The sequence below is a fragment of the Actinoplanes sp. NPDC026670 genome, assembly GCF_040638175.1.
In the GTDB taxonomy this organism is placed as follows: Bacteria; Actinomycetota; Actinomycetes; order Mycobacteriales; family Micromonosporaceae; genus Actinoplanes.
The window spans coordinates 142,931-156,416 of record NZ_JBEZXU010000001.1; the positions used below are offsets into that span (position 1 = coordinate 142,931).

At 70.4% G+C, this 13,486-nt stretch carries 7 protein-coding genes; 3 read left to right on the forward strand and 4 right to left on the reverse strand.

All coding sequences use genetic code 11. The features are described from left to right. Positions 1–187: 187 nt before the first annotated feature. Together rfbD and rfbB are read right to left on the reverse strand one after the other, a co-directional pair. Entirely contained in the window at positions 188–1,156 is a 969-nt protein-coding gene (gene rfbD, locus AB0E94_RS00615; protein ID WP_360320223.1) for a dTDP-4-dehydrorhamnose reductase, read from the reverse strand. After that, on the reverse strand, positions 1,156–2,133 hold the full coding sequence (gene rfbB, locus AB0E94_RS00620) for a dTDP-glucose 4,6-dehydratase (protein WP_360320226.1): 978 nt from the start codon (positions 2,131–2,133) through the stop codon (positions 1,156–1,158). The genes rfbD and rfbB overlap by 1 nt, the downstream gene beginning before the upstream one ends. 45 nt (positions 2,134–2,178) lie before the next feature. Here rfbB and rfbA point away from each other — a divergent pair, with 45 nt between their 5' ends. The 3 genes from rfbA to AB0E94_RS00635 all read left to right on the forward strand — a co-directional run bounded on the left by rfbA (position 2,179) and on the right by AB0E94_RS00635 (position 5,390). Beyond that, entirely contained in the window at positions 2,179–3,051 is an 873-nt protein-coding gene (rfbA, locus tag AB0E94_RS00625) for a glucose-1-phosphate thymidylyltransferase RfbA (protein ID WP_360320229.1), read from the forward strand. Then, a complete protein-coding gene (gene rfbC / locus AB0E94_RS00630; protein ID WP_360320232.1) occupies positions 3,048–3,659 on the forward strand; it encodes a dTDP-4-dehydrorhamnose 3,5-epimerase in 612 nt (203 codons plus the stop codon). The genes rfbA and rfbC overlap by 4 nt, the downstream gene beginning before the upstream one ends. Before the next feature lie 252 nt (positions 3,660–3,911). After that, on the forward strand, positions 3,912–5,390 hold the full coding sequence (locus AB0E94_RS00635; protein WP_360320235.1) for a sugar transferase: 1,479 nt from the start codon (positions 3,912–3,914) through the stop codon (positions 5,388–5,390). 333 nt (positions 5,391–5,723) lie between these two features. On the opposite strand, the gene AB0E94_RS00640 is transcribed toward AB0E94_RS00635, so the two are convergent. Both AB0E94_RS00640 and AB0E94_RS00645 read right to left on the reverse strand, forming a co-directional pair. Next, positions 5,724–10,160: a DUF4082 domain-containing protein gene (locus AB0E94_RS00640; protein ID WP_360320238.1), complete on the reverse strand. Its 4,437-nt coding sequence runs from the start codon at positions 10,158–10,160 to the stop codon at positions 5,724–5,726. Between the two features lie 9 nt (positions 10,161–10,169). Next, a complete protein-coding gene (locus tag AB0E94_RS00645) occupies positions 10,170–13,352 on the reverse strand; it encodes a DUF4082 domain-containing protein (RefSeq protein WP_360320241.1) in 3,183 nt (1,060 codons plus the stop codon). Positions 13,353–13,486: the final 134 nt, after the last annotated feature.

Here is a 13,486-nt window from a genome sequence, read left to right on the forward strand (position 1 = left end):
CGGGCGGTTCCACCGCGTGGCGGGAGCCGGGTGTGGGGGCGGGCGGTTCCACCGCGTGGCGGGAGCCGGGTGTGGGGGCGGGCGGTTCCACCGCGTGGCGGGAGCCGGGTGTGGGGGCGGGCGGTTCCACCGCGTGGCGGGAGCCGGGTGTGGGGGCGGGCGGTTCCACCGCGCGGCGGGAGCCGGGTTACGGCAGGAAGAGGGGCATCGCCTTGGTGAGCATGCCGCGCCACTCCGGCAGCGGTGCTACTCCGGTGCCGGCCCAGCGGTCATGGCCCAGGACGCTGTAGGCGGGTCGCCGGGCCGGCCGCGGGAAACGGTCGCTGGTGGTGGGGCGGACCCGGTCCGGGTCGAGACCGGCCTCCAGGAAGACGGCCCGGGCCAGGCCGAACCAGCTGGTCGAACCGGCCGCGGTGCCGTGATAGGCGCCCGGCTCGGCCCGGCCGGCCACCGCGGCGTGCGACAGGTCGACCAGGAGCTGGGCCAGGGCGTACGACCAGGTGGGCGGCCCGACCTGGTCGTCGACCACGTCCAGCGTGTCCCGATCCTCGGCCAGCCGCAGCATGGTCCGGACGAAGTTGGGGCCGTGCTCGCCGTACAGCCAAGCGGTCCTGACGATGTAACCGCCAGTGGCCAGAACCGCGGCCTCGCCGACCGCCTTGCCCCGGCCGTAGGCGTTGAGCGGCGCGTGCGGGGTGTCCTCCGGATACGGCGTGGTGGCGTTCCCGTCGAAGACGTAGTCGGTCGAGACGTGCACCAGGCGGCGGCCGGCTTCGGCGGCGAGGACGCTGACGCCGTGCCCGTTGATCGCGGTGGCCGCCTCCTCGTCGGTCTCCGCGCCGTCGACGTTCGTCCAGGCGGCCGCGTTGAGCACGATGTCGGCGCCGGCGACCGCGTCCCGGACCTGCGACGGTGAGGTGATGTCGAGATCACTGCGGGTGGCGGCGATCACGTTCGTCTCGCCGTGCTCGGCGAGGACCTTCCGCAGGTCCCGGCCGAGCATGCCGCCGGCCCCGGTGACGAGCCAGCGAAGATTCCCGGAGCCCGGCGCGACGCCGACCGGCGAAGCGGAGCCCCGCGAAACGGTGGCTGGTGAGAAAGCCGCCGCCGAAGCGGAGCCCCGCGAGGCGGCGGCCGGCGACGTGGGTTCGGCCATCAGAGGCCCGCCCGGGACTTCAGCGGCTCCCACCAGGCGCGGTTGTCGCGGTACCAGGCGACGGTCGAGGCGAGTCCCTCGTCGATGGTGACCTGCGGGGCGTACCCGAGCTCCTCGCTGATCTTGGTGATGTCGAGCGAGTAGCGGCGATCGTGGCCCTTGCGGTCAGCGACCGGCCGCACCATGTCCCAGCCGGCTCCGCACGCTTCGAGGAGGCGCTCGGTCAGGGTCCGGTTGGTGAGCTCGGTCCCGCCGCCGATGTTGTAGACCTCGCCGGCCCGGCCCTTCTCCAGGACCGCCTGGATGCCGCGGCAGTGATCGGACACGTGCAGCCAGTCGCGGATGTTGCCGCCGTCGCCGTAGAGCGGGATCTGCTTGCCGTCCATCAGGTTGGTCACGAAGAGTGGGATGACCTTCTCCGGGAACTGGTACTCACCGTAGTTGTTGGAGCACCGTGTGACGACGACGTCCATGCCGTGGGTGCGGTGCGCGGCGAGCGCCATCAGGTCGGAGCCGGCCTTGGACGCGGCGTACGGCGAGTTGGGCGAGAGCGGCCACGTCTCGGTCCACGAGCCCTCGTCGATGGAGCCGTACACCTCGTCGGTGGAGACGTGCACGAACCGCCCGACACCGGCGGCCCGGGATGCGTCGAGGAGCGTCTGGGTGCCCAGCACATTCGTTGTGACGAACGGCATAGCGCCCGAAATCGACCGGTCCACGTGTGATTCGGCCGCGAAATGCACTACCACATCGTGTCCGGGAAGTAGTTCCCGCAACAGGTCGGAATCGGAAATGTCGCCCTGCACGAATCGGAGTCGGGGATCGGACACCGGCAGGTTGTCACGATTTCCCGAATAGGACAACAGATCCAGAACGGTCACCGAGGCACCCGCCGCACCTGCGTACTCGTCCTGCAAGAGGGCCCTGACGTAGGCCGATCCGATGAAGCCGGCACCACCGGTTACGAAAATCTGCACGGGTGGCGAGTGTAGACGTAGGCGGCGACTGTTTAGGGTCAGCCGGTGCGCGGAATTCTTCTCGCCGGTGGTACCGGTTCCCGGCTCTGGCCGATCACCATGGCCATGTCCAAACAGCTCATGCCTATCTTCGACAAGCCGATGGTCTACTACCCGTTGACCACGCTGGTGTCGGCCGGGATCAGGGAGATCCTGGTGATCACCACCCCGGAGGACCAGCCTCACTTCGAGCGACTGCTCGGTGACGGAAGCCGGTTCGGGCTCGACCTCCAGTACGCGGTGCAGCCGAAGCCGGACGGGATCGCCCAGGCGTTCCGGATCGGCGCCGACTTCATCGGGGACGAGCCGGTCGCCCTGATCCTGGGGGACAACATCTTCCACGGGGTGGGCCTGGGCCGGCAGCTCGCGCGGTTCGGTGACGTGGACGGCGGGCGGGTGTTCGCGTACCCGGTGGCCGATCCCGAGCGGTACGGCGTCGTCGAGTTCGACGAATCGGGCAAAGTGCTCTCGATCGAGGAGAAGCCGGAGCGCCCGAAGTCGACCTACGTGGTCCCCGGCCTGTACTTCTATGACGCCGACGTGGTGAAGATCGCGGAGAATCTGGAGCCCAGCGCCCGCGGCGAACTGGAGATCACCGCCGTGAACGAGGAGTATCGGCGGCAGGGGCGGCTCGAGGTCACGGTCCTCGACAGGGGAACCGTCTGGCTGGACACCGGCACGTTCCAGTCCATGGTGCAGGCCTCGGAGTACGTCCGGGTGATCGAGGAGCGGCAGGGTTTGAAGATCGGTTGTGTGGAGGAAGCGGCCTGGCGGCTCGGCTTCATCTCCGACGACGAGCTGCGTGCGGTCGCGCAGCCGTTGCTGAAGAGTGGTTACGGTCAGTATCTGCTGCGGCTACTGGACGGTGGTCTGCGGTGAAGATCCGTCCGCTCGGCATCGAGGGCGCCTTCGAGGTGACCCCGGTGCAGCACGGTGACAGCCGGGGCCGGTTCCTGGAGTGGTACCGGTTCGACGCGCTGGCGGAGGCGGTCGGGCACCGGCTCGACCTGGCGCAGGCGAACCTCTCGACGTCGGCCAAGGGCGTGGTGCGCGGCATTCATTTCGCCGATGTTCCGCCCGGGCAGGCCAAGTACGTGACATGTGTGTCGGGCGCGGTGCTCGACGTGATCGTGGACATCCGGGTCGGCTCGCCCACGTTCGGCACGTGGGAGGCGGTGCGCCTGGACGACGAGGACCGTAAGGCCGTCTACCTGGGCGAGGGTCTGGGGCACGGATTCTGTGCTCTGACCGAGGGTGCGACCGTCGCCTACCTGTGTTCCTCGACCTACCGCCCCGGTCATGAACACGGAGTGCATCCGCTTGACCCCGAACTCGGGATTGCATGGCCGGTATCAGACCCCGTACTGTCCGGCAAGGATGCCGAGGCTCCGAGCCTCGCCGACGCCGGCGTGAAAGGTTTGCTGCCGCGTTACGACGCTGTTCACAGCTTTGTCGAATCGTTGCGTCAGATTGACGACAGTCGATAGGGCGGATGCTCCGGCGGTCCTACTTGGACACTCTTGCAATCCTGGTTCCGACATCATCCGAATCGCCATGGCTGTCGAACGGAAAGATGTAGCGCGATCGGGGTCGTATTGACAGTCTGTCTTCTGTGTCTCGGTGGTTTCCGGCATGGGGCGTTCGTGGTCGGGTGTGTCCGAGCACACCATAGATCTGGATCATCATGAGTCGGTCGCAGCCGATGTTGTTGGGGGCGTGGCGTGCAGACAATTGAATCCGTGGAGACCGTTGACCTGGCGGCGACGGCCGCGCAGCTCAAGGCGCGCTCCCGGGCGACGAAGGCGCGAGCGGGCTGGCAGAGCCGCTATGCGCTGACGCTCTATCTCCTAGACTTCCTGGTCGCCCTCAGTGCCGCTTCGTGGGCGCTGCTGATCCGCTTCGGCAGCGAGGGCATCGCGCCGTATCAGCGTGACTACCTTCTGCTCACTCTGCTTTTGCCGGTGGCCTGGATCGCGTGCCTCGCGTTCAACCGAGCGTATGAGCCTCGTCACCTCTTCGTAGGCACCGAGGAGTATGCGCGGGTCTTTCGGGCGGGATTGGCGCTGACCGCTGCCATCGCCATTGTTTCGTTCGCATTCGACCTGCGTTTGGCTCGCGGTTATGTGAGCATCGCGATGCCGCTGGCGATCGCCGTCGACCTGGGCGCCCGCTTCTTCTACCGGCAGCGCCTGCACCGGGCCTGGGCCCGCGGTCAGCGCCTGCACCGGGTGGTCCTGGTCGGTCACGAGCGGGCCGTCCTCGACATGACCCGCCGGCTCAGCCGTGAGCGCTATCACGGCCTCGGCGTCATCGGCGCGTGCCTGCCGCCGGGCATGGTCCGCAGCCACGCGGTCACCGGCATGCCACCGATCTACGGCACCTTCGACGACGTGGCCACCGCGGTCGCCAGGTCCGATGCCGACACCGTGATCGTGCTGTCCTGCCCGGAGATCGACGGCCCGGCCGTCCGCCGCCTGGCCTGGCAGCTGGAACGCGACGACATCGACCTGATCGTGGCCAGCACCCTGGTCGACGTGGCAGGCGACCGCACCACCATCCGCCCGGTCGACGGCCTGCCGATGCTGCACGTCGAGCACCCACGCCTCAAGGGCAGCGCCCGGGTGGTCAAGGAGATCTTCGACCGGGTCGGCGCGATCCTGCTGATCATGCTGGCCTCGCCGGCGCTGGCGGTGGTCGCGTTGCTGGTCAAGTTCGGCAAGGGCGGCCGCGGTCCGGCGATCTTCACGCAGGAGCGGGTGGGCCGCGACGGCAAGCCGTTCACGCTCTACAAGTTCCGGACGATGACCGTCGACGCCGAGGCCCGCCTGTTCGAGCTCGGCAACCTCAACGAGACCGACGGCGCGCTGTTCAAGATGCGCTCCGACCCGCGGATCACCCCGGTCGGCAAGTGGCTGCGCCGGCTGAGCATCGACGAGCTGCCCCAGTTGATCAACGTGGTCAAGGGGGACATGTCGCTGGTCGGCCCGCGTCCGCCGCTGGCCAAGGAGGTCGCCGACTACCCGGCCGACATGCTGCGCCGCCTGGTCGTCAAGCCCGGCCTGACCGGCCTGTGGCAGGTCTCCGGCCGTTCCGACCTGTCCTGGGAGGAGTCGATCCGCCTCGACCTCACCTACGTCGAGAACTGGTCGCTCGCCATGGACCTGGCCATCCTCTTCCGCACGGTCAGCGCCGTCGTCCGCAGCTCGGGCGCCTACTGATCGGTCCGTTTCACCGGTGACCCAGGGACGTCTCCCTGGGTCACCGTTCGTTGTCCACTTCCTCTCCGGACCATTCTTCGGTACGGCCACTCCTTCCCTGTTCGACCGGAAGCGGGCCGGCAGCCCCAGTACTCGCCAAAGCCCCACAGCTCGCCCGTTCGACCGCCACCATCGGCGCCCAGCCGGCGTCCTGAAGGTTTTGCCGTCGAGAAAATTCCGCGTGGTGACGTGCGGCGCGGATCGGACCGCCGGTGGCCACGCGGGGTGGGGGAACGAGAACCGCCCCGGCACCCGCGGGGAGCGGGGGCCGGGGCGGCGAGGGGGACGGTGCGTCTACTTCTCGGTCGGGTGGTGCAGGGAACGGCCGTCCGACGTGATGCCCACGCCCTGCAGGACCGGGCCGGCGCCGCCCGCCGCACGGGTCAGTTCGGCCCGGTACTGGACGTAGCGGGAACCGCCGGTGACCTTGCCGTTCTGGGTGACCGCGGTCCAGCCGGTCCACGTGCCGTCCGGGGTGGCGGTGCTGCCGGTCCGGACGTAGACCTTGAGGGTCGCGCCCGACGGCACACTGCCCTGGTAGGTGAGCCGGTCCCAGCGGACCATCTGCTGGGCGTCCATCACCCGGGAGACCAGGCTGCCGCTACGGGCGGAACCGGCGAGCCGGACCCCGTCGTCGGCGACCGTGACCCCGGACTCCACACCGGTCCGCTGCTGCGGGGCGGTGTAGTCGGCGACACCGACCGCGGACGACACGAACGTCGCCGCCGGCTTGTTCAGCGCCGGCCACGTCGAGACGTTCCCTGCCGCGTCGACACTGCGCACCCGGTAGTGGTAGGTGGTCCGCGGCTCCAGGCCCGTCACGACGGCGCTGAGCCGGGTTCCGTCCTGGGTTCCGGGCCACTTCGCCAGCGAGTTCGCCGAGGTTCCGACGAGCAGGGTGGCGTCCGCGGTCTCGCCGGCCTGCCACGTCACCTGGGCGGTGCCGTCGGGCCGGGCGGTGACCTTGACCCCCGAGGTGGCGGGTCCGGTGCGGTCCAGCGCGCGGGTGGTGACCTTCTGCAGCGGGCCGGTGGTGGTCCGGCCGTTCGGGCTGGTCACCTTCGCGCGGTACCAGTACGTGGTGCCGGGAGTGAGTCCGGCGAGCTGGACGGTCCGCTTGCTGGACTGGGTGCCGTCCACCGCCTTCCGGGTCAACTCGGCCGGCTGTGTCCCGTACTCGATGACGGTTTTTGCGGCGCTGCTCGTCGCGACCGTGACCGATGCGCTGGTCCCGCCGGCCTCGGCCGCGGCCGAAGCGGTGAGCGTCGCGGTGGCCGCGGCCGCGTAACCGGCCGTGTACGCGCCGGACGCGGCGGTGAAGAACGCGTACTCGACGCCCTTGATCGTGGTCCTGGTGAACGGGACCGCGACCCCGGCCCGGGTCAGGGTGGACAGCGTCCGCCCGCCCGGCCCGGCGGTCGGCACCATGCCGGTGAGGCCGTTGGCGCCGGTGCCGACGTTGACCGAGAACGTCAGGTCGTTTCCGGTCCAGGCGATGTTCGAGTACGACGAGGCGTTGCGCCCGTCCAGCCAGGTGAGCAGCTGGTGCCCGCTGATGACCGGCACGTTGTGCCGCTGCGCGGACGCCAGCACCTGGTCGCTGTCGTAGGTGGTGGCCTGGTCGGTGTGCATGTTGGCGGTGAACGCCCCGTAGTAACCGAGCGTGCCGAGAGCCGCGTTGAGCAGCGTGTCCGGCGTGTACGGGTAGCTCTGCCCGGACTCGTCGGTCATCTGGGTGGCGGCCTGGTAGATGTCGATGAGCCCGCCGTTGGTGTCGGTGAACCGCATCGGCATGCCGGAGCCGGTCATGAAGCCCGGCCGGTCGGCGACCCAGACGTCGGGCCAGTAGTAGTAGTTGGTGTCGAGCCGGATCCCGTTGGCGGTCTGCAGGCTGGCCTGCGTCGACCAGTCGGACCAGACGATGCAGTGGGTCCGGTTGGTGTCCGGGGCCCGCACCGAGGAGTACTTGGCCCGGAACGCCGCGAGCTGGTCGGTCAGGTTGGCCCCGAGCGACGTCGGCGTCCAGTCGGCACACCCGGTGTTCAGGTGCAGCCCGACCTCGAACCCACGGCCCTGGTAGGTGCTGGCCTGGCTGTTGGTGAGCGGCGTGTTCGGGAAGATGTACGAGGTGAACCGCGGGCACTGCCAGTCGTCGACCACACAGCCGGTCGGGCTGTTGGCCAGGTACTGGTCGAACCGCCCGGCGGTGCCGCCGGTGGCGTGGTCGTCACCTGTCGCGACGACGACCGCCTTGAGGCTGCGCGGGAAGTACCAGAACCGCGGCAGCGGCTTGCGGTCCGCGTTCATCGTCCCGATCAGGTTGGCGAGCAGGCGCTGCTGCTCGTCGGCCTGCGGCACGGCGACCTTGGTGAGGTCGACCCAGTCGGTGGCGCTGCCGCCGAAGTACAGGTCGTCGGACCGGATCGGCGCGCGGCCGTCACGGTCCTGCTTCTCCCAGGCCGGGTTGCCCTGGCGGGTGTAGACCAGCGACCGCGGCAGGTCGAAGGTGAACGCCGCGGCTTGCCCGCCGGAGGTTCCGACGTCGGTCAGCGACACCGCCGGGTTGACCGTGGCGGTGGTGCCGTTGGAGTACAGCGTCGCCACCGAACGGGCCCCGGACAGGGTGTAGCGGTCGGCGGTGCTGTGGTACTGGATGGTCTGCCCGGTGATGCCGGCGCCCGGCGACGTCGACGTGTCGACCCGCAGGTAGCCCTCGGACAGCGTGCCGGTGGTGGAGGTCAGGCCGAGCAGGCTCGCGAGCTGCTTGTCCGGCCGGAACGCGATCAGGTTGCCGCCGCCGGTGACCCAGGTGGTGAACGTGCTGACCTGGGCCGCGGTGAGCGGGGTGGAGCCGAGCAGGACCACGTCGTACTGGGCGAGCAGCGCCGGGGTGACCGCGGACAGGTCGACCGTGGCGAACTCGTTGAGGCCTTCGGCGCGCAGCACCTCGGCGGCGAACGACGTGAACCCGCTGGCGCCGGAGACCGCCGACTTGACTACCAGGACCGGGCCGCCGGGGCCCTGGTCCGGCGGCGGCGGAGGCGGCGCCGACGTGGTGAACGACCAGGTGACCGTGGCCATCACGTTGCCCGCGGCGTCCCGGGCCCCGCTGACCGTCGCGGTGTACGAGGTCGAGTAGGCCAGTTGCGTGGACGGGGTGAGGATCGCCGTGGCGGTGGTCGCGTCGTAGGTGGTGGAGCCGGGCACCGTACCGGACGGGCCGGTCAGGACGATCGACGCCGCGGTGACCGGTTCGGTGAACGCCGCGGTGACCGCGGTGGTGGCGGCCACGCCGGAGGCCCCGGCGGACGGGGCGCGACTGGCCAGAGCGGGCGCCTGGGTGTCCGCCGCGGTGGTGTCGAAGACGACGTCCACCCAGTAGTTGGTGGCCTGGTAGGTGCTGTTGGGGAAGCCGCTGGCGCCGTACCGGTAGACGCCGTTGCCGCCCTCGGTGCCGTTGGCCAGAGCGGTCAGCGGGCCGCGGGTGGTCGCCGAGGAGAACCCGTTGCTGGTGACCGAGTAGTAGCCGATGTCGGTGTGGTACGACGCCACGTACGTGGTGTTCGCGGTGACCGCGACCGGCGCCGGGAGCGTGACGGTCTGCCAGCCGAAGGCGGATTCGCTGGTGAACGTCACGTTCGCCAGCCGGGTGCCGGTGCTCGACCAGAGCGAGCCGGAGTGCGTGCCGGTGTTCTGGCTGCCCTTGTAGAACTTCAGCCCGGTGATGTAGCCGGCCGTCGTGCTCCGGAACTTCACGCCCAGCTCGACCGCCGAGTTGTCGTTGACCGTGCCGGTGGCCGGCGCGGCCGTGGACGGCCAGATCGAGCAGGGACAGCCGGACCCGCCGGCCGCCGCCGTGGTGAACGACCACGAGACCGGGCTCATCAGGTTGCCGGCGGTGTCCCGGGCGCCGGAGACGGTGGCGGTGTAGCTCGTCGAGGCGGCCAGCGACCCGGGCGTGAACGTCACCGTCCGGGTGGACGCGTTGTAGCTGGTCGTGCCGGTGACCCCGGCGACCGTGAGGGCCGGGGTGCCGGTCTGCACCGCCTCGCTGAAGACCGCGCTGACCGTGCTGGTGGTGGCCACCCCGGTCGCTCCGGCGGCCGGGCTGGTGCTGGTCACCGTGGGCGGCGTGGTGTCGGTGACGTTCGTGGTGAACACGACGTCGACCCAGTAGTTGGCGCCCTGCCAGGTGCTGTTCGGGAAGCCGCCGCCGGTGCCGTACCGGTAGACGCCGTTGCCGCCGTCCTCGCCGTCACGCAGCGCGTGCAGCGGCGCGTTGTCCACGCCGGCCGACGACAGCGCGCCGCTGTCCCCGGCGTACCTGCCGTTGGGGGCGTAGTACGAGGCGATGTACGTGGTGTTCGCGGCGATCGTGATCGGGCTGGCGAACGTGGCGGTCTGCCAGCCGGACGACGTCTCGTTGGTGAACGTGACGGTGCCCAGGTTGCCGCCGGCCGCGTTCCACAGGTTGCCGACGTGGGTGCCGGTGTTCGCGGTGCCCTTGTAGAAGCGGACGCCGGTGATCTGCCCGGCGACGTCGGACCGGAACTTCACGCCGACCTCGACCGCGTTGGGGTCGGAGTCGGAAGGGCTGCCGGGGGTCGCCGTCGCGGCGAAGATGGAGCACGGACAGGTCGCGGCCGCGGCCGGAGCCGCGGGCGCGACGATGAGCACGGTCGCCGCCAGTGCCAGGCACAGGAGGAACGACCGCAGTTTCGGTAAGGTCAAAACGCGCTCCTAGCTTGCCGGGGTGAACACGACGTCCACCCAGTAGTTGCTCGACTGCCAGCTGTCGGTGGGGAAGACTCCGCCGGTCCCGTACCGGTAGACGCCGTTGAGCCCGTCCACGCCGTCACGCAGCGCGTGCAGCGGGCCGTTGTCGACGCCGGCCGACGCGAAGAACCCGCCGTCGAAGGCGTACCGGCCGTTCGGCGCGTGGTACGACACGACGTACGTGGTGCCCGCGCTGACCGTGACCGGGGTGGCCAGCGTGGCCTGCTGCCAGCCGGTCGCGGTCTCGCCGCTGAAGGTCACGCTGCCCAGCAGGGTTCCGGCCGACGACCAGAGCCGTCCGACGTGCGTGCCGCTGTTGCCGCTGCCCTTGTAGAACCGGATCGCGGTGATCTGGCCGGCGACGTCGGAGCGGAACTTCATGCCGAGCTCGACCGCGGCCGTCTCGGTGTCGGCGGGGGTGCCGGGGGTCGCCGAGGCGGCCCACACCGAGCAGGGACAGTTCGGCCCGGTCGGTACGGCGGCCGTGGTGAACGTCCACGACGTGCTGGTCATCGTGTTGCCGGCGGCGTCGCGCGCCCCGCTGACGGTGGCCGTGTACGTGGTGGACGCGGCCAGCGCGGCCGATGGCGTGAACGTGACGGTGTTGGTGCCGGCCGTGGTGCTGCCGGCCACCGCGCCGGACGGGCCGGTCAGGGTGATCGCGGCCGCCGAGACGGCCTCGCTGAACGTCGCCGACACGGTGCTCGCGGCGGCCACCCCGGTCGCCCCGGCGGCGGGGGAGCGGGTGGTGACCGTCGGCGCGGTGGTGTCCGGGCCGGTGGCGTCCGGGGTGAACACCACGTCCACCCAGTAGTTCGCGGACTCCCAGGACAGCGTCGGGAAGCCGGCCCCGAAGCGGTACACGCCGTTGGCGCCCTCGACGCCGTCGCGCAGCGCGTGCAGCGGCCCGCTGTCCACGCCGGTCTCCGCGAAGTAGCCGACGTCCCCGGCGTAGCGGCCGTTCGGGGCGTAGTAGGAGGCGATGTAGGTGGCGCCGGCGGTCAGCGACACCGGGGTGGCGAAGGTCGCGGTCTGCCAGCCGGTGCTGCTCTCGCCGGTGAACGTGACCGAGGCGAGCTGGGTGCCGGCGGAGTTCCAGAGTTTGCCGACGTGCGTGCCGGTGTTGCCGGCGCCCTTGTAGAAGCGGATGGCGCTGACCTTGCCGGCCACGTCGGCGCGGAACTTGACGCCGATCTCGGTGGCGCTGCCGTCCGGGTCGCTGGGCGTGGCCGGCACGTCGTCGAGGGTCCACAGGCTGCACGGGCAGACCCGCTGGCCGACGGTGATCGACCGGCTCACCGCGGCGCCGATCCGGCCGCTGTCGTCGATCGCGCGGGCCCGGATGTCGACGGTGCCCGAGCCGGTGGTGGTGAACGCGTACGTCCAGGTGCCCCGCCCGGTCGCCGGCTTCCAGCTGGCGCCGCCGTCGGTGGAGACCTCGACGCCGCCGACCACGCCGCCGGTGTCGGTGGCGGTGCCGGAGACGGTGACCCGGGTGCCGGCCGAGACCGTGGTGCCCGCGGCGGGCGCGGTGATGACCGCGGCCGGCGCGACGGTGTCGGTGGAGGCGGTGGCCGCGGTCAGGCCGGACTGGATGGTGGCCGGCTGCGCGCCCATGTCGGCGAACAGGTTGACGGTGGCCTGCTTCATCGGGGTGCTGGCCGCGCCGGAGCCCCGGTCGTGGTTGCTGTCCAGGCCCCACGACCACTGCACGGTGCCGGCGCCGAAGACCAGCGCGCCACTGGCCGCCCGGTACATCGTCAGGTTGTGGGTGGCGGTCCCGGAAGTGTAGGAGGAGCCCTGGTCGGTGAGGATCTCGACGCCACTCGCGGTGGTGCTGGAGAGCCGGATCAGGCCCTGCGGGCGGGCCGCGTTGACCAGGTCCTCGTCCCACTCGTACCCGACCGTGCCGGTGCCCAGGGTGGCGGTCGCGCCGGCGGCCTGGGTGGCCACGGTGGTGCCGCGCCACAGGCGCATCTTGCCGTCGGCCGCCGGGACCTGGAGGTTCACCGTGCCCGAGTTGACCTCGAAGGAGGTGCCGGTGAGGCCGTTCTCCGGCCGGCCGCCGTTCTTCGGCGGGCTGAACCGCGGGTCACGCCAGGTGCCGGTCCACTCGGTGGTCGGGTCGATGGCCGCGTTGGCGTGCGTCTCCTTGTAACAGACCAGGGTCCGGTACGGCGTGCCCGAGCCGTCCACGCTGGTCTCCCAGCGGGTCTTCCAGAACACCTCGTTGCCGCTGAAGAACGCCAGGTGCAGCCCGGCGTCGCGGGCCGACTCGATGTTGGCGCGCTGCTGCCCGGACCAGTACTCGTCGTGCCCGACCGACAGGAACGCCTTGTGGTTGCGCAGCAGCGAGCCGCGCCGGTCGGTGTCGATGCCGGAGATGTAGCTGACGTCGTACCCGTTGGCCTCCAGGAACCTGACCATCGGGTATTCGGCGTTGAAGACGAAGTCCTCGGCCCCGGTGCCGCGGGTGGTGATCGGCCGGTTGTAGGAGATCTTGTACGCGCGCCCGGCCGGCGACCCGACGTAGAAGCTGTTCCCGCCGTACGTGTTGTACGCCTGCCACGTCGTGTCGGAGGTCTGGAACACCATGTCGGAGCGGCTGGCGTCGTCACGGACCACGAACATCACATGGCTGGCGCCGCTGGTGCCGTCGGTGCGCACGAGGCGCGCGAAGTAGATGCCGGACACCGCGGTCGCCGGCACCGGCCAGGACGCGGAGACCGCCCAGTTGCCGCAGTCGACGAGCCCGGTGGCAGGCGCCGAGATGCAGGACGGCTGGGTCTGCCGGCCGACCGGGTTCACCGTGGTGATGAACCGGGCGCCGTTGCCCGCGTAGTAGCCCATCCGGTAGATGTCGAGCCGGTACGACGTGGCCGTGGAATTGATCTTGAAGTTGACCGTCTCACCGACGTTGACACTCATCTCGGTGGTGAAACCCTGCAACGCGGCGCTGCCCGACCCGCTGACGTCCCACGTGGCCTTCGGGGTGCCGGTCTTGGTGTTCTCGCAGGCGATCGGGTTGACCACCGGAGCACACGGGTCGGCCGCGCTGGCCGGCCCGGCGGACGGCAGGAAGAGCGCTGCCGCCACGAGGGTGAGGACCAGCAGTGATCGCTGCCGGAAGAGCCTGAGATCTCGCAAAGGGAATCGCCTCCCCGCCGCGCGCCCTGCGCCACGGCCGTCGACAGATAGAGCCGGCCCCGGCCGGCGGAGCTCACAGCGATCATCTAGATAGAGGGCTGAACATATCTATCGCTTTGCTGACACCGAGAGGC

What these genes read in the sequence shown, in the direction of transcription:
- rfbD (WP_360320223.1), bottom strand. Translation starts at nt 1,156, where the DNA reads ATGGCCGAACCCACGTCGCCGGCCGCCGCCTCGCGGGGCTCCGCTTCG.